The organism is Colwellia maritima, assembly GCF_022669015.1.
In the GTDB taxonomy this organism is placed as follows: Bacteria; Pseudomonadota; Gammaproteobacteria; order Enterobacterales; family Alteromonadaceae; genus Colwellia; species Colwellia maritima.
Genome location: NZ_JAKKSL010000001.1, coordinates 150963 through 168867, shown reverse-complemented (window position 1 = coordinate 168867; position 17905 = coordinate 150963). Strand labels below are relative to the sequence as shown.

General features: G+C 36.5%; 16 protein-coding genes. 12 read left to right on the top strand and 4 right to left on the bottom strand.

Translation table 11 applies throughout. The annotated features are described in order from the left end of the window. Nucleotides 1-170: 170 nt before the first annotated feature. A complete protein-coding gene (gene xrt / locus L3081_RS00850) occupies nt 171-926 on the bottom strand; it encodes an exosortase (RefSeq protein WP_242282783.1) in 756 nt (251 codons plus the stop codon). A 209-nt stretch (nt 927-1135) separates the two neighbouring features. Here xrt and L3081_RS00845 point away from each other — a divergent pair, with 209 nt between their 5' ends. The 4 genes from L3081_RS00845 to L3081_RS00830 all read left to right on the top strand — a co-directional run bounded on the left by L3081_RS00845 (nt 1136) and on the right by L3081_RS00830 (nt 4907). Beyond that, nucleotides 1136-2950, top strand: coding sequence for a tetratricopeptide repeat protein (locus L3081_RS00845; RefSeq protein ID WP_242282782.1), 1815 nt, complete (start codon nt 1136-1138; stop codon nt 2948-2950). After that, on the top strand, nt 2950-3897 hold the full coding sequence (locus tag L3081_RS00840; RefSeq protein WP_242282781.1) for a tetratricopeptide repeat protein: 948 nt from the start codon (nt 2950-2952) through the stop codon (nt 3895-3897). The genes L3081_RS00845 and L3081_RS00840 overlap by 1 nt, the downstream gene beginning before the upstream one ends. A gap of 170 nt (nt 3898-4067) precedes the next feature. Further along, nucleotides 4068-4361, top strand: a complete 294-nt coding sequence (locus L3081_RS00835; protein WP_242282780.1) for a hypothetical protein — start codon at nt 4068-4070, stop codon at nt 4359-4361. Nucleotides 4362-4442: 81 nt separating this feature from the next. After that, nucleotides 4443-4907: a PEP-CTERM sorting domain-containing protein gene (locus L3081_RS00830; RefSeq protein ID WP_242285434.1), complete on the top strand. Its 465-nt coding sequence runs from the start codon at nt 4443-4445 to the stop codon at nt 4905-4907. Between the two features lie 110 nt (nt 4908-5017). Here the strand turns inward: L3081_RS00830 and L3081_RS00825 are convergent, their stop codons facing one another. After that, on the bottom strand, nt 5018-5908 hold the full coding sequence (locus L3081_RS00825) for a ThiF family adenylyltransferase (protein WP_242282779.1): 891 nt from the start codon (nt 5906-5908) through the stop codon (nt 5018-5020). A gap of 217 nt (nt 5909-6125) precedes the next feature. Here L3081_RS00825 and L3081_RS00820 point away from each other — a divergent pair, with 217 nt between their 5' ends. The 4 genes from L3081_RS00820 to prsT are packed head-to-tail and all read left to right on the top strand — an operon-like array spanning nt 6126 to nt 11773. Beyond that, nucleotides 6126-7571: a mannose-1-phosphate guanylyltransferase/mannose-6-phosphate isomerase gene (locus tag L3081_RS00820; RefSeq protein ID WP_242282778.1), complete on the top strand. Its 1446-nt coding sequence runs from the start codon at nt 6126-6128 to the stop codon at nt 7569-7571. Next, complete coding sequence (locus L3081_RS00815) at nt 7571-8971, top strand: phosphohexomutase domain-containing protein (RefSeq protein ID WP_242282777.1); 1401 nt, start codon at nt 7571-7573, stop codon at nt 8969-8971. The genes L3081_RS00820 and L3081_RS00815 overlap by 1 nt, the downstream gene beginning before the upstream one ends. Nucleotides 8972-9020: 49 nt before the next feature. After that, nucleotides 9021-9875: a tetratricopeptide repeat protein gene (locus L3081_RS00810; protein WP_242282776.1), complete on the top strand. Its 855-nt coding sequence runs from the start codon at nt 9021-9023 to the stop codon at nt 9873-9875. Further along, nucleotides 9812-11773, top strand: a complete 1962-nt coding sequence (prsT, locus tag L3081_RS00805) for an XrtA/PEP-CTERM system TPR-repeat protein PrsT (RefSeq protein ID WP_242282775.1) — start codon at nt 9812-9814, stop codon at nt 11771-11773. The genes L3081_RS00810 and prsT overlap by 64 nt, the downstream gene beginning before the upstream one ends. 163 nt (nt 11774-11936) lie before the next feature. On the opposite strand, the gene L3081_RS00800 is transcribed toward prsT, so the two are convergent. Then, nucleotides 11937-12755: a PEP-CTERM/exosortase system-associated acyltransferase gene (locus L3081_RS00800; protein ID WP_242282774.1), complete on the bottom strand. Its 819-nt coding sequence runs from the start codon at nt 12753-12755 to the stop codon at nt 11937-11939. Between the two features lie 139 nt (nt 12756-12894). Beyond that, a complete protein-coding gene (locus tag L3081_RS00795; RefSeq protein WP_242282773.1) occupies nt 12895-13752 on the bottom strand; it encodes a patatin-like phospholipase family protein in 858 nt (285 codons plus the stop codon). 156 nt (nt 13753-13908) lie between these two features. On the opposite strand from L3081_RS00795, the gene L3081_RS00790 reads away from it, so the two are divergent. The 4 genes from L3081_RS00790 to L3081_RS00775 all read left to right on the top strand — a co-directional run bounded on the left by L3081_RS00790 (nt 13909) and on the right by L3081_RS00775 (nt 17823). Further along, nucleotides 13909-14673 (top strand): S1 family peptidase, encoded by a 765-nt coding sequence (locus L3081_RS00790; protein ID WP_242282772.1) that lies wholly within the window; start codon nt 13909-13911, stop codon nt 14671-14673. Between the two features lie 314 nt (nt 14674-14987). Beyond that, a complete protein-coding gene (locus L3081_RS00785) occupies nt 14988-16625 on the top strand; it encodes a TonB-dependent receptor (protein ID WP_242282771.1) in 1638 nt (545 codons plus the stop codon). A gap of 74 nt (nt 16626-16699) precedes the next feature. Continuing rightward, the gene (locus L3081_RS00780) at nt 16700-17245 is read left to right on the top strand and encodes a TonB-dependent receptor domain-containing protein (RefSeq protein WP_338027228.1); all 546 of its coding nucleotides are present in this window, start codon (nt 16700-16702) and stop codon (nt 17243-17245) included. 26 nt (nt 17246-17271) lie between these two features. Further along, entirely contained in the window at nt 17272-17823 is a 552-nt protein-coding gene (locus L3081_RS00775) for a TonB-dependent receptor domain-containing protein (protein WP_338027227.1), read from the top strand. Nucleotides 17824-17905 lie beyond the last annotated feature (82 nt).

Sequence of the window (17905 nt, the reverse complement as noted above, 5' to 3'; positions counted from 1 at the left end):
AAAACCGATAATAAAAGTATCGGTAATGGCCAATGAAGTTTATTACGTTGTTGTGGAGAGGAGCTGTTAGTTGTTGTCGTAGTGTTTTCTTCATTCTTGGTGAGGTAGCCCCCGAGTTTAAAGAGTAACAGCATGAATGGCGCGTAAAGATACCACCAAACATATTATGATCAGTCATTAAGTCGGTCGGTCATTTCGGTTTGATGGCCGATAATAATTAAAATAGCAATGCGTAACCAGTTGGTTAATAGAGCACCTAAAATGGCAATCGAAGCAAAGATAGCAATGTTTTTAATGTTTCTAAGATGAAGAAAAATATATAAAGAGCTAATGGCTAAAGACGTAAGTAGGTAACGTAAGCCACTACAGCCGCCGGCAATTTCAAAAACACCCGATGGTATGTGTACAAATTGATTTTCGACGTATACAGGGATACTGGTAAGACCCATTAAGCTATTGACCGCTATAACAGATAAGTTTTGCAGTGGAACAGTGAGAATGCCCCATAAAGGAATGAGAAATATAAAGTAAAGTGCCGGAAAAAATAGTTTTATAGTCGGCTTAAATAAAAAATTAATGGCCGCACAAAGTAGCATTAAGGTTGCTAACCAGTAAGTTAAAGTGATTTGTGCTGTAGAGGTAACAAATAGACTATAAGCTGAAAAAACCAGTAGCAATAATGCAAGCCAAGAAAAATCTTCTCTAAATTTTAATTCAGAGTTTTCATGCAAAACAAAGTATAAATAAAGTACAATAAAGGGAATTAAATAAGCATGTGAGTAGGTACCATCATCAAAGCTGTAGCGCCATAATGTTGCCATAATAGGCATATTTAACAAAGCGACTAGTACGGTAATTAATAAAACACTAATGAATGGAGTATAAGGATGTTCGAATACGTTAGATTCCATTTTTTTTATATTCAAAGTAGTAACCTTACCGGTATGAATTGGATTTTCGCTTTGTTTTAGCGTGTGTACCTTTTAATAGGATAACTTTCTATTTACAAGTGTAGGTGAATAAAAGACCTCAGCAGTTTGTTAATTATAACTATTTTTGTGCTATTGTCGTTAACAAAAATCGTTATATAGAAATAATATAATAATTTAGCGGATAAATCTCCAAAGGAATAAAGATGAATTCTAAAAAAAGTTTACTGCCCTTAGTACTTTCTGTTGCTTTAGCGGGAGGACTAGTTAGTTGTAGCCAAAATAAAACGATTGAAGAAAATTTAAATGACGCTCAAATTTATTTACAACAAAATAAAACTGGCGAAGCTATTATTAGCCTTAAAAATATTTTAAAAGAAGATGCTAATAACATAGAAGCTCGCTTTCTTTTAGGTAAATCATATATTAACCAAGGCAATTGGGTAGTCGCTGAAAAGGAGTTGAATCGTGCAAAAAAATATAATTATGATAGTAACCTAGTTTACCCGTTGTTAGCTGAAGCGTTTAGTCATCTAGAAGATAGTTCTGGCATAGAGCTTTTGTTAAACGATGTGGTTGATAACAATTCCTTAGAGCAAAGTGTACGCTACTTTTTAGCCGTAACTTATGTCTATGAAGAGGCAGAAATTAAAGCATTGAGCGAATTTGATACTGTTGTTAGTTTAGGAGAAGATACTGCTTATGGGCAATTAGGCCAAGCATGGTTATATGGTATTAGGAAGCAATTTGATAAAGGAGCAGAAATTGCCAACAAACTGATAGAGAGTGAATTATATTCAGCGATATCACTTGAATTGCTAGCGAAAACGTATTTTTCAGCAAAGAAAATGGAACTTGCTGCAAAAAGTTTTAAAGCGTATTTACAATTACGTTCTCAAGACCATCAAAATAGGCTTATGTACGCTATTGCGCTAGCGGAATTTTTTAGTTTTGATGAAGCTGAAATTCAAGCAGACTTTATTATGGAGATCAGCCCAAATAACGTTATAGCAAATCAGATAAAGGCACAGGCAAGATTTGCAGCTAACGATTTTAAGGAAGCTAAAAAGTTCGCAGAAAATGCGATAAAAGGACCAGGAGCTCAAGCAGTATCATACATTGTGGCAGGGGTAAGCGCATACCAATTAAATCAATTGGAAGTAGCTCACACCCATCTTATGTCAATTAAAGATAGTTTGTCATATCAGCATCCTGCCCGAAAATTATTAATTCAAATTCGCTTTCAATTAGGTTACTCAGATGAAAATTTTAACGATTTATCAAATGCGCCTAATAATGATTTAGACACACTATTACTCTCAGAATCAGCACAAGAACTGTTTAAAATTGGTAAAATAAATGAAGCAGAAAATCTGATAGATAAAGCGAATAAAATAGAACCGGAAAACGCTAGAATAATTTACCGGCAGGGGGTGCTTAAGCTTTTAAATAAAGATGACTCAGCAATTGAATTTTTTAAGTTAGCGCTAAAGAAAAATCCTGAATTAGACGCAGCAAGTTTGATTTTAGCAATGGAGTTAGCTGAGGATAAAAAATATAATGAAGCATTTGACGTTGCAAATGAACTACAAAATAGAAACCCTCAGTTGGCATTCAGCTTAATTGGAGCGATCTACAATCATCAAGGCAAGTTGGCTGAATCTAAAAAAGCATTTAATCGAGTCTTAGCATTAAATGAAAAGCATATTGGTGCTATATATAATTTAGGCATCATAGCGCAACAAGAAAATGATCTAGATTCTGCAGTTACCTATTATCAACAAATATTAGATATCAATCCTCAGCATTTACTGTCAATAAAAGCGTTATTAACGCTTTCTAGAGACAAAGCGCTACAAGAAAAAATTAAGCAGGATTTTGAAAATAGACTAGCAACAACTCAAAGTGAACCTGCAACTATTGCATTAACTGAATATTATTTAATTCAACAAGATTATAGTAAAGCGAAATCGATAGCCATGGTTGCCTTAAAAAGCCACCTACAAGTGTCAAGTTGTTAATGTTAGCTGCGAAAGTAGAAGTCTATTTAAAAGACTATGATAATGCTATGGAACATGTTGATACCGTTATTACCGCTAATCCGACAAACAGCGTGATACGTGCGTACAAGGCAAGTTTATTTATTTTAAAAGAAGATCTCGATAACGCAATTGAAGAGCAAAAAATTGCCACAAAAAATAGCCCTGATGCGCTAGTGTTTAGAACTAACTTGGCTAATTTATATTTGAAAAAAGGTGATTTAGAATCTGCAAAAAAAGAATTTCAGGTATTGAATAAAACCCATAAAGATAATATTGACGTAATGGAGGTTGAAGGACGAATTGAGTTTTTAGCTAAAAATTATCAAAAAGCCAGTGAACTATTATTAGCAGTGTATCGACAAAAACCGGTTGAATTGGTACTACTTGAGTTATTAACATCACTAGAAAAAACAGACCGTGCTTTGCTAGCTATAAATATAATTAATACGCTTGAGAATTCATCCAGTAATCCTTTACCTATTAAAGTTGTACTAAAAAAAGCAGAACTGTATACCTTAACCGCACCTGAAAAAGCAATTGCACTATATACAAAGCTTGAGAGTATTACTAATGGGCATTATATGATTCTAAACAACTTGGCTTGGTTATATTTAAAGCAAGGAAATCATAAGCAAGCCTTAGATAAAGCAAACTCAGCCATTAAATCAGCACCAAATGAAGTGGCTATTCAAGATACTTATGGTGTTATGTTGTTAAGCTCAGGTGATAAAAGTAGAGCGTTAGAAGTATTAGCAAAAGTTTATGAAGCAACACCAACTAAAGCAAGTTACAAGGTTCATTATGCTGAAGCGTTACTTGAAAATAATGATAAAAGTAAGGCTAAAGAGTTAATTGAGGGAATTAATAAATTGGATTTAGATGATGATGCGTTAACTCGTTTATCAAAAATAACTAAAAGACTATAGCGTACAAGGGATAAAATCGTTTTTTTGCAAATTACATAGGTGTCAGTTATTTTTACATTAATTATTTTGCAATATTGATGTCGGATGTAAATTACTTTAAAAACAATTGGTTGAAAAGTTGGCCTGTTGGTTGCATTGTATTGATTATATTCAAACTGGAGTGTTAAAAAATGAAAAAATTTAAATTTATTGCGGCAGCAGTTGTTGCTATGTCGTTCGTAGGTACCGCTTCTGCTGATCCAATTTCTTGGAATGCCCCATGGGGTAGTTCAGAAGGTAATGTAATCAATGAATTCGTATTTGCTTATAATTCTCAATCATTAGTTAATGATACTAATAGTAACGGTGTATTAGATCTTGGTGATACCATTCTTTCTGCCGGTGGTTTTGGCGCGAATGGTTTTAATGCATTGCCACCACTTGCTTTGGTGCAGGATTTGAAACTATCCAAGACAACCAAGTAGGCCGGATTTGCACCAAACCCGTTTCCTGGTCTTACTGGTTATACAAGTGATTACATCTTTACTTTCTCATTTAATAATTTGATGGGTGCATATGATGGAACAGACTTTATTTATAATTCTGGTTCAATTCAATTTGGTGTTTATGCATCTGCAACAGCAAATGGCTTAACTGCCGGTTTTAATTCTTTATTTGACATGAGCCTAACAGGTGGTGGTCCAGATAATACATTAGGTCAACAAAAACAAATATTTAATGGTGCTGTAACTACAACTGCTAATAATGCAGGTAGTATCTTTTCAGTTGGTTCACAATCATTAGGTGATTGGTTAGCAACAAGTGGTGTAAACATGGCTACTAACCAAACAGTTACTGGTGGTATTGGTGGTTTTAATGCTGATACTGTAACATTTGTAAACGGTGTTGGTGTTTTAGCGGCTAACCATACAGGTAGAATGAGCTTGAGTGTTCCAGAGCCTGCTTCTATTGCAATCTTAGGTTTAGGTTTATTAGGTCTTCTTGGCGGCGCACGTCGTCGTAAGTCTTAATTACCAAACTAAATCCTAGCGAATGTATTAATGTAGTTAGGACTTAGTTAAAATGAAAAAACCGCCAATTGGCGGTTTTTTTATGTCTGAAATATATGTGTGTAATGTATCTAATTGTTATCTTTTAATAACTGTTTAACTCGCCAAAACATGTATTTTTGAATAGGGTTCTTATTACCCCATGGACGCCAAGTTTTGATTAATTTATTTCTGTAGGCGTCAAAGTGTAAACCACACGGAGCATGAATTACATGACCACGATTAAGAATGATTTTTAAAACATTAGTACACAGTGTACCGGCAGCTAGTGAAATACCCATGCAAGTGGAAGGTACTTTCTTTTTAAGAAAGTTTACTGAGGCCCGCTCAACTAGATAGTGCCGTTGTTGCACAGAAGGTGAAACACCTATGACAAATCGAATGATATTATCATTAAAAATTTGCTCTTTTTCTTCTTCACTTGCATTTATAGACGGTTCAACAATCGCAAAGTATTCATCAAAAGACATTTTACCAGGCATAAAAACTAAAAAGGCGGTGCCCATACCCATGGGTGCTGCCGTTATGGTTGGTATACCTTTTTCATAACAACGTCTAAATACTTTACGGCGAATATCTAAACAAAAAATATCGAGACTATCCACATAGATATCGACACCATCTAAAAATTCTTCTAGATTTTCTTCATTAATACCGCTGTCAAAGTTTTTTACAGTTGCTTCAGGATTAATGCCTTTAATGGTATCTTCCATTACAGCAGCCTTCGCTTTACCTAATGTAGACATGTTGGCACCGGCTTGTCGGTTAAAATTAGCTACATCATAATCATCAAGATCTGAAATATGAAAATTACTAATGCCGAGTCTGGTAAGTACGGTAGTATGATCACCACCCACGCCGCCCAATCCACCAATAGCGACTTTTGTATTTCTTAACTTCTCTTGTTCTGCTTTTGTAACCCAACCAATATTTCGAGAAAATGCTTCCTCATAATTAAACATTGAATACTCCTTGATAAGACCAGACTAGTATTTTGTCATACATGAAAAAAGTATAGTGTTAAATTGATACTAATTCATGTTGAAATAATCGCATTAGCGTAATTTACCGTAGTTATTCTTAATAAGGTATTAAAACGCTTATATTTTTTGAAAAAAACTATTACTATGTTCTATAACGGCTCTTTTAATGTTTATCACTAAATAAAATGGAAGATGAATGAACCCAGTAAAAACTTCTTCAACAGTTATTTCTCCCGTTATCATGTGTGGTGGAAGTGGTACACGTTTGTGGCCGCTATCTAGATCACAATTTCCAAAACAATTTTTATCCTTAGTCAATGAAGCGAGCATGTTGCAAGACACGTTAGCGCGATTACCAGAATCGCATCAAGCACCTGTGTTTATTTGCAATGAAGACCATCGATTTTTAGTGGCTGAACAGGTGAAACAAGTTAAATGTAATGACGCAACAATACTACTTGAGCCTCAGGGCAAAAACACCGCACCTGCTGTGGCATTAGCTGCGCTTAATGCATTGCAATCAAATGACGATGCCTTGTTATTAGTGTTGGCGGCAGATCATGTCATTAAAGATATTGATAAATTTCATAAAGCGGTTGATGTTGCTGCTGTTTTAGCACAACAAGGAAAATTAGTTACCTTTGGTATAGTCCCTACACATGCTGAAACAGGCTATGGATATATTAAGAAAGGTGATAAGCATGGGGGAGGGCAAAATGAGGCAACATATCAAGTTGCTCAATTTGTTGAAAAACCGGATGAAGACACCGCTAATGCCTATTTAGCTTCAGGTGAATATCTATGGAATAGCGGTATGTTTTTGTTTAAAGCAAGTCGTTATATTGAAGAATTAACACAGTTTAGACCTGATATTTTAGCTGCTTGTCGCAGCGCGATGGCTAAAGTGGAAAAAGACCTTGATTTTATTCGTCCAGATCGCGATTCATTTTTACAATGTGCAGATGAATCAATAGATTATGCTGTGATGGAAAAAACGGCAGATGCTGTTGTCGTTCCCCTTGATCTTGGTTGGAGTGATGTAGGCTCTTATTCTGCTCTTTGGGAAGTATGCCAACAAGATGCGCAACATAATGTACTTAAAGGCGACGTTATCGCTCATGATACTTATAATAGCTATATTCATAGTCAAAATAAATTGATCGCCACGTTAGGTGTTGATAATTTGGTTATTATTGACACGCCTGATGCGGTTTTGGTGGCAGATAAAAATAAAGTACAAAATGTTAAAGATATCGTTAATGAATTGAAAAGATTACAGCGACCAGAGCCAAAATTACACCGTGAGGTTTACCGCCCATGGGGTAAGTATGATAGTGTTGATCATGGTGAACGTTTCCAAGTAAAACGTATTACGGTGAACCCTGGAGCCAAATTATCTGTGCAAATGCATCATCATCGAGCCGAGCACTGGATTATTGTTTCAGGTACAGCAAAAGTGACCCTTGATGGCAAAACTATTTTATTGAGCGAAAATCAGTCAACATACATTCCTATTGGCGTTGTTCATGCGTTAGAAAACCCTGGGAAATTACCATTAGAGATGATTGAAGTGCAGTCGGGAAGCTATTTAGGCGAAGATGATATTGTACGTTTTGAAGATCGTTACGGAAGAGCAAAATAATGACAGAATTAACATGTTTTAAAGCCTATGATATTAGAGGGAAACTTGGTGAGGAGCTTAACAGCGATATTGCTTATCGCATTGGACGTGCTTTTGCCCAACACACGGGTGCGAAGCGGGTAGTCGTTGGTGGTGATGTTCGTTTAACCAGTGAAGCATTAAAATTAGCACTTGCTAACGGTTTGATGGATGGGGGCACCCAAGTTATTGATTTAGGTTTAAGTGGCACTGAACATATTTATTTTGCCACCAGTTATTTAAAATGTGATGGTGGCATCGTCGTTACGGCAAGCCATAACCCCATTGATTATAACGGTATGAAGTTGGTTAGAGAAAACTCTAAACCGATTAGTGGTGATACGGGTCTTTTGGATATTAAGGCGTTAGCAGAAAAAAATGAGTTTGCAGATATTATCGAAAGAGGCAAATTGTCCAGGTACGATATTAGCCAAGCTTATACAGAACACTTATTAACATATATTGATGTAAATAACTTTTCCTTACGTAAAACACCCTTGAAATTAGTTGTGAATGCAGGAAATGGTACTGCAGGCCCGGCGTTAGATGTTATTGAGCAAGCTTTTGCAGCATTAAGTGTACCCGTAGAATTTATTAAAGTTCATCACGAACCCGATGGTAATTTTCCTCATGGTATTCCTAACCCGTTATTAGTTGAAAATAGATCGGCTACCCGAAATGCGGTAATAAAACACGGTGCTGATATGGGTATTGCATGGGATGGTGATTTTGATCGGTGTTTCTTATTTGATGAGCAAGGCGAATTTATTGAAGGCTATTATATTGTAGGATTACTAGCTGAAAATTTTCTTGCTAAAGCCGCAAATGATGTTGAAAACAACACAAAAGCACAGAAAATTATTCATGATCCACGCTTAACATGGAATACTATTGATATTGTTGAACATGCAGGCGGCCAAGCTATTCAAAGTAAAACAGGGCATGCGTTTATAAAAGAACGTATGCGCAGTGAAGATGCGGTTTATGGCGGTGAAATGAGTGCACATCATTACTTCCGTGATTTTTTCTATTGTGATAGTGGCATGATCCCTTGGTTATTGATTGCTGAATTGGTGTGTTTACGTAATCAACCATTATCGAGCCTAGTTAAAGCACGTATTGAAGCCTATCCATCATCAGGAGAAATCAACAATAAAATTAGCGATCCTAAAAAAGCAATTGAACGGGTCTTTAGTGTTTATGAAAAGAATGCGCAAGTGATAGATGAAACTGATGGTATAAGCATGGAGTTTGGTGACTGGCGTTTTAATCTACGTACCAGTAATACCGAGCCAGTAGTGCGATTAAATGTAGAGTCGAAAGGTAATATAGAATTAATGAAAGAAAAAACCCAAGAGGTTTTAGCGTTATTATTGCAGTGAGCGTAAGAAGGTAAGTCGTCACTATTATCATCTCAAACAGGAAAGTTAAATGAAATTTATAAAATCAACAGTATGTGCAAGCCTTATTTTAGCAATAACGGCATGTGGAGATAATGAATCAGCACAAACCTATATTAGTAAAGCGGAAAGTCAGATTGTTGAAAAACAAGATAGTGCGGCGATTATTTCGTTAAAAAATGCGCTTAAACTGGATGCTAAAAATGCTCAAGCAAGATTTTTATTAGGTAAACTTTATTTGAACATGGGGGATGCAGAAAACGCAATAAAGGAATTTGAACGAGCGAACAAATTCAAATTTAGTGTAGATCAAGTGCTGCCATTGTTGGCACGTGCGTATATGTTGGCAGAAGATGATGAAGCTATTTTGGCGCTTGCCCCGCAAGAAAAACAACTATCAACCCCTAGTACTCAATACTTAGCTTATAAAGTCATGGCGGCATTGCGAACAGATAATAAAGCGCTTGCCCAAGAAACGGTAGAAGCCGCGTTTTCTGTTTCCGAAAGTGATGGTTATAGCATGCTAGCAAATGCTTATTTAGCTTTCTTCGAACAAAAATTAGATCGTGCCAGTACATCGGTAGGACGAATTTTAGTAGCAACGCCAGATAATGTTGATGCCTTGATGTTGCAAGGACAAATTGCAACAGCACAAAATAATTATGCTTTAGCCGTAGAAAGTTTTACCCAATATTTAAAACTACAACCAAACTCAGGTAGAGCACAAATATTTATTGCCGATTCATTAGTTAAAAATGGGCAGTTTGACGAAGCAGAAAAAATTGCAGATACCATTTTAGCTAAAGTTCCAAACCGCCCTTTTTGTTATATATCAAAGCAATGGTTCGATTTGAAAAGAAAGATTATGAATCGGCTAGTAGTTTAGCAAATCAATCGTTAAGTGCAGGCTTTAAGAATTTTAGATTAAAATTAGTGGCAGGTGCTAGTGCTTTTTATCTACAAAATTACGAGCAAAGTAACCACCACTTAAAAGAGTTACTCCCTTATATTGCCCCTGAGCATCCGGCTAGAAGAATGCTTGCGATAAGCCAACTACAACTTGGTTTAATAGACGATATCAGCGAGACGTTAACAGATTATGATTCAACCTCAAAAGAGAATGCCCAATTTCTATCGACATTAAGTTATGAATTGTTGGAAGTAGGGGCTTTTGAAAAAGCCAAAGAAATGGCCAATTACGCAGCGGCATCAAATGGCATGACCGCTGAACAAACGGCAAGAGCCGGTGTGCTGAAGCTATTAATGAACGATCCGTCCGGGATTGATACCTTAGAGTTAGCGGTACAACAAAATCCAGAGTTAATTTCAGCAGAGCTAGCTTTAGCTTTTGCTTCTATTAAATCTGGTGATTTAGTACGGGCAACAGCAATTTCGGATAAATGGTTAAAAGAATACCCTAATAATCCTGGGGGCTATAACCTGAAAGCGACTATTTTTTTCAAAGAGAATAAACTAGCGGAAGGTAAGGCGGCACTAGAGAAAAGTTTAGAAATAGAACCAAATAATGTGTATGCATTAACGCAATTAGTGAAACTTGCGAACCATGAAAAAGATAAAGATCTTGCCGTGTCGTTAACCGAACAAGCACTTAAGGCGCACCCTGAAACTATTGAAGTACTGGGCCTATATTTTGAATTTCATAAAGATAAAGATGGCTTAGACGTAATTACTCAGGCTCAGCAAAACCATGCAAAAGATATTAAATATGGTATTTTGTTAGCTCAGTCATTGATGCAACTTGAACAATTTAAGCAAGCGAGTTCTGTATTAGATGGTTATGATGTCAATGTAAAAACGCCAAAACGCTATTGGCAATTATTGCTGTCGGCTAATGCACAACAAGCAGACGGAAAGGACCTATTATTACTTTTAGAGCAGTGGCATAAAACTAATGCTTATCACATTGAGCCTGTATTTTTGTTAGCAAACTACTGGGCAAATAAAAAAGCGCCAGACAAAGCGCTGAATATTTTAAATGATGCATTTAAAAATCATCCTAAGAATGTAATGCTTCATTTAGTGAAAATGCAGTTGTTATTAAATAATAATGATTCCAAGAATGCTAAATTATTATTTACAGCGGTTGAGAAATTTGATCTCAATAAAGATTTACTTGCGGGTATTGAAGGGCGAATTCTTTTGTTAGATAAAGAATATGCAGCAGCCATACCTAAACTAAAACAGCAGTATCAATCCCAACCAAATAATATAAATGCATCTTATTTAGCTTTTGCTTTAGAGGCTAATAGCCAGAAAGGTGAGGCGATAAAGTTACTGGAACTGCACGCCGATAAGGATAGAGTTGATAATAAAATCAATCCAAAAATGACGTTAAGTTTAGCAAATATGTATTTGGCTGATGATAAAAATAAAGCTATTGCGGAATATGAGCGATTGATTAAAGCAGTACCTAATAACGTTGTGGCTTTGAATAATTTATCGTGGCTGTATATGGATCAAGGTAAAACTACTCAAGCAGTGGCATACGCTAAACAAGCCTATGAACTGGCACCTAAAGTACCCAATGTCGTTGATACTTATGGGCAAGCTTTACTAAAATCAAACAAAAAAGGTGCAGCCGTACAGAAAGCGAAAGAAGCTTATGACTTATCTGAAGGAAAAGACATTGATATTGTGTTGAATTTTGCTGAGGCATTATTAGCAAATAATATGAACAAGGAAGCACAGGAAATATTGAATGAAGTCACGGCGGTAACCAAAGAGCAGAAAGATAAAAAACAGCGTTTGTTAAAATCGATGTAATAATACCAATATCATTCACTCTATGATTTTTTATACTACGTATAAAATAGATCACTTCATTAATGAAACGGGTATAAGTATTGAGTTGCGAGTGTTGATCTTTCTTCACTCGCAACTGATAAAGCCGAATTTACTAAGTAACCTGAACTCAGGTTAAGTAGCGCTACGTTAACGTATCAAGTTGTTTTGATATATCAAGTTCTATTGCTTTGTATAAATGTTTAAAACCTGGTGATAAATTAGAGAGGAATATTTCAGGATTAATATAGTACGGTGCCCTTAAACCATGATATTCAATTGGTTCACCAAGCGGCCGGAATTTGATACCAACAAACTTCATACTGCGAGCTAGCCTTGGCTCCATCATCACATAAACATGTTTTAAACCTGTATCTATTGCCATGGTGGCAGCAGCCATATATAAACCAATGGCGATAAAAGGGAAGCAACGTAATTCAACTTCAGAGTAGGTGGTTTCGTGAATAGCACCGGTACCTGAACCTTTAAATTGATCTGTTTTACGACGTCTAAAGTCAGCCTTAACCGCTAGCCGAGAAATTTCACAAATTTCATCTCTTTTAAAACGTTTTGGATGTAACTCTTCATTGGTAATAGAATCAAGACAAAATTTTTCTATGGGTAATAGTTGTCCTTCCTCCATAATTTTTACCAAGCGAACGCAGCCGGTGTAATTATTTGTGGGTTTGTGTTTTATAAGCGAGAAAATGGATTGATCATCAAATTCGTCTTTTTCTTGACCTCCTTCTTTAATATCTTCAAAAGCCAATTCTTCACAATAAACATTATGACGTATTTTAAACGCTTCTTCTTTCAGTGCATTATTAACGGCAACCTGTGGCTCTAAAAACCTAGTGAAGTGTTCAGCAATATTATTTGCCGCATGATTCACCTTCATGGAGGCCAGTTTTTTCGTAATATCACCAATAATAGGAGTATTTAGCAAACGTTTATTCCAATTCATTTATTTTCCAAGTCAGCGTGTTGATACTCATTTGATTATATTACAGTATAACCATTACTAGGCTTAGTCGCGATAGATAATCATGCCCTATTTTAAGAAGTAAAAGTAATATCATCTTCTTTCAGTATAGTTCAATCTATCATATAGGTGTTGTATTAAATATTACATCTTTAATTGCAGTGACTTTCGCCTTGATAGGAATGATTTCTTTCGCTGTTTTATAACCAATATCAAACAGCGTGTTTTTTTGTGTTTGTGACATTTTAAAGTCGATACCTGAACAAGATCCAGTATTTATCACAATGGTATTATGCCAAAAACTTTCGTTGATATATTCACGAGAAATCGTAGTCATGAATGCGCGTATTAACAAGGTAATATAATTAAAAATAGGGAATATTCCTGAGACTTTTATTTCGTCATATTCATTATCGCTGCGTAATCGAAAGCATAATACCGGCGTGCCTTTAGTGTCCCAATCTCGATGTAAAGCATCTTCAGATAAGATACTACCATCCACCATAATGTGCTTTCCGAAAGACTTGAAACTAAAGACGAGTGGAATTGACATAGAAAAACGAACCGCTTTTGATACTTTCATTTTAGGTGTGTTGGTTTTATTAAAAATAACGGGTTTACCATTCGTAACATCTGTGGCGACTATGTGTAAGTCTTTATCTAAATCAGAAAAAGTTTTACCTGATAATTGCTTATCTACCCATTGCTCAAAAATATCGCCAGAACTTAAGCCGCCATAGCGAATTAACTTGAGTAATGAAAATTCTCGAAATTGATTATAATCCGTGTTAAAAGCTATCTCTTTACTTTTCTCTAATGAAAGGCCTGCGGCATGAAAACTCGCCACAATACTTCCTCCAGATACACCCACTAAACTGGTAAAAGGAATGGTTAACTCTTCTAAAGCTTTTAATACACCTAAATGAGCGGGTAATCGGGTGCCTCCTCCCGCAAAAATTGGGACAATGCTATGATTCATGCTGTTCCTTTTATTTATGCATCGACTATATTTAAGTATGGACAATTGTTGAAATATTGCGAATGTACGATTATTAGTGTATTTGAGGTAAACTAAATACTAAACACTACAGACAATAATGTCTTGATTCTTATAAAGGTTTAACAAAGGAAACGTATGAAAATATTACACGGATTATTATTGGCTGTTTTGGCGCTGTACACCAATACTGTAAAAGCAGAGTTTGTTGATCTAGTCGCAAAAATTAAACCTTCGGTAGTTGGGGTCGGTATTCACACGCCAACGAGTAGACCACAAAATATTTTGCACGGAACAGGCTTTGTCATTGGTGATGGACACTATGTGGTAACTAATGCGCATGTGTTACCGACAGAATTAGATGACAATTTACTACAGAAAATGGCGGTATTTATCGGCTCTGGTAAGGAAGCAATGGTTCGAGAAGCAGAAATAGTTGTTACTTCACCATTATACGATTTAGCTATTTTAAAACTATCAGGCGCTGCCTTGCCGGCCATGACATTGGCAGATGAGCAGTTTCGTGGTGATGGGACTTATATCGCTTTTACTGGGTTTCCTATTGGTGCGGTACTGGGTTTATATCCGGTGACACATCGAGGCATAATATCTAGCACTACGCCAACTGTTGTACCTGCACAAACTGCAGGACAAATAAGTTTGAAAATGCTTAAACGTATGCGTAATCCCTACTTAGCTTATCAACTAGACGCTACAGCCTACCCTGGTAATAGTGGTAGTGCTATGTATGATATGAAAACAGGTGAAGTATTAGGTATTATTAATAAAGTATTCGTGCAAACAACGAAAGAGGATGTGATAAGTAAGCCGAGCGGAATAACCTATGCAATTCCCGTTAAATATCTACATCAGATAATCAAAGAAAATAAAATTAAGTGGTAGTGGATATTCAGTCAACTCAATTATTACGTTTAGGGTAGTAATCACCAAAGTTTGTATAATGATCCCATTCTAACTGGCATAGCGTAAACCTTGAAGGCTTACGCTATGCTAGATAGCGCACACAGAAGGATTTCTTGTGACGCAATTTTCCCATAAAAATCCAACGAGAATGTAAATTCATAACAATTTCTTGTTTAATTATCATTTTTCAATTTTCTGAAATATTAATGTCATAACTTTCCCATAGACTATGCTAAATATTCTGGTCTAGACCAGTTTTTAATAATAATCTAAATTAGAGCACAGGAAACAACATGACAAAGCTAACACCAATTGCCGCAAGCCTCTTAGCCTTAAGCAGTTTTAATACTTTTGCTGATGGCGCTATTTCAGGCGCAGTATTAGATAATTCAGGCGCCTTGTCTGGCGCAAAAATAACTGTTGTAGGGAGTAAATTACAAACAGCAACTGACCATAAAGGTCAATTTAGTTTAAACCATTTAGCTGCGGGCGATCATACGTTACGTATTGAATATCTTGGTTATCCGTCGAGCGACTTTGATATTAAGGTTATTGATAATAAATCAACGGATATTGGTAATTTAACCGTCAATATTTATGACCAAGCCATGGAAGAAGTTGTTGCCGTGGGTTACATGCGTCGCGGCACTATGATGGCCATGAATATGCAAAAAGAAGCAAACAACATTAAAAATGTAATGTCTGCTGACGGTATTGGTAAATTGCCTGACCGTAATGCGGCTGAGGCTGTTCAACGTATGCCGGGGGTTTCTATTGAACGTGACCAAGGCGAAGGGCGCTTTGTTGCTGTCCGTGGTTTACCTGCGCAATGGAACTCCACTTCAATAAATGGCGATCGTCTTCCAACTGCAGAAGAAGAAACGACCAGTAGAGCGGTTGCATTTGATTTTTTTCCAACGGATATGATTGAACTTGTTGAAGTATCAAAAGCGATTACCCCAGATATGGAAGGCGATGCTATTGGCGGAAATATCAACTTTACTACCCGCAGAGCACCTGACGAGAGAACATTATCATTAAATCTTGGTGTGGGTAGTGCAGAAAAAGCGGAAGGCGGTAGCCATTCATTTAATGTTTTATATGGTGACCGTTCTGACGATGGCAAGTTTGGTTTTATTATTAACGCAACGGGTTGGGAACGTGATTGGGCTACTGATAACTATGAGCCACGTCGTGAAATTGACAGTGACGGTGTTGCCGGTGTGCATCGTCTAGAATTACGTGATTACACAGGCACACGCACCACTTATGGTTTGAACCTTGCCGGTGAATATTTGTTAGATGATGGACTGGTTTACGCGAAAGCAATGTATGGCACATTGTCTGACGAAGAAACTCACTATAAAACACGCGTTCGATATAATAAAAATCGCGTTGAGTTACAACATATATATAATGAATTGATCACTGAAATGAGTGGATTAGAAATTGGTGGTGAGCATGACTTTAATATTAACACACGCTTTGAATGGAAATTAAGTACTTACCAAAACCAGTTTGAATATGGTGATATCCCTAATGGCGATGACAATGCTTATTATGTCGTTAAATTTAAGCAAGGTGTCGAGTTTGATGATGAAGTAGGTATGCGTGATGGTGTGCAAACCGGCAGTGGGCTTATTTATAATGAAATTGATGGCGGTACAGATCCGGCGTTAGACATTGGTATGCACTTACCTAGCAATTGGCAAATGGACCCAACGCAAGCGGTTTTAGCTGATGTTGAGCTTTATGGAATAGACATTAAAGAACGTGACAAAATTGTTGCGCAATTTGATTTAATACATTCGTATAATGAAAAGTTAGAATTAAAAACAGGTGTTAAATATCGTTCCAAAGAGCGTAATGCCGGCTTTTACGATAAGTTTTATGGGCGAACGAAGCTGAATTTGGCCCTACACCAACGTTAGCCGACGTTGCCAATGATTTAGATGTTTCATTAGTTGATCAACCGGGGCGTTCAGAATATTTAGATGATTTTTCTATTGATTATCAATCACATTTTTCACAAGTTATCCCTGTAAATGACCTGAAGCATTGGTGGGACGATAACCAACATAAATTGTCATTCTTATCAGGCGACTCAGAAGTAGTAGAAAACGGTGGTGGGTTAAGCCGAAACTTTGACTTAGAAGAAACTCATACTTCTGTTTATGGTATGGCAACTTACAAAGCCTCAGATAAGTGGACCGTATTAGGTGGGCTCCGTGCTACTCAAACTAAAACAGATGTTGACGGTTTTGTTGCGGTAGAAAATGATTCAGGTACTAGCGTAGAGCAAGAAAAAGGTGGTAAAGATTATTGGTCTGTTCTGCCATCATTGCATGTGACTTATCATCAAAGTGACGTAAGCAATGTGCGTTTAGCTTTAACTCGTAGCTTTGCTCGTCCTGACTTTGGTCAGTTATCACCAGGAGCAACGTATTTGGAAATGGAAAACCAATTAAACTCTGGGAATCCAAATTTAGACCCAACGTATTCAAATAACTTTGACTTAATGTATGAGCATTATTTTGATGATCTTGCGTAGTTACGCTTGGTTACTTCTATAAGCAAATTATTGATCCGGTATTTTCACAAAGTTTTCAGGGTACATATCGAGGACAATCGGTAACAGTAAAAAGTCCATTAAATGGTGATGATGCGTGGTTGCATGGTCTAGAGTTTGCGACTAATTCAAGCTTAGGTTTTATTGATAATAGTCTTGAAGATTTCGGCTTCTCTTTTAACTTCACTTTGATGGATTCTGAAATGGATATTCCAGGTCGTGAAGATAAAGTACAAATCTCACGTCAAGCTGACAAGCTCTATAACTTTGCGCTTTACTACGACAATGGTGATTTTGCTGCACGTGTTGCGGTAAACCACAAAGGCAAATATATCGAAGATCATGGTAGCAATAGCACATTAGATACTTACTACGGCGATTACACCAGTGTTGATGCAACAGCCTCTTATTATATTAATGATAATGCCATGATATACCTAGAGTTAAACAACCTAACTGATGAGCCTTTACAGTATTTTACTGGCTCAGAGCAACGACCTAACCAAATCGAATATTACGGTCTTCGTGGTCAAATTGGCTTTAAATACGACTTCTTTTAATCGTACTGTCAACTGGGAAGGGTTACCTTCCCAGTGTTATTTACTTTTTACAACAAGGTAAAAAGTTACTCGCTTAAGGTCT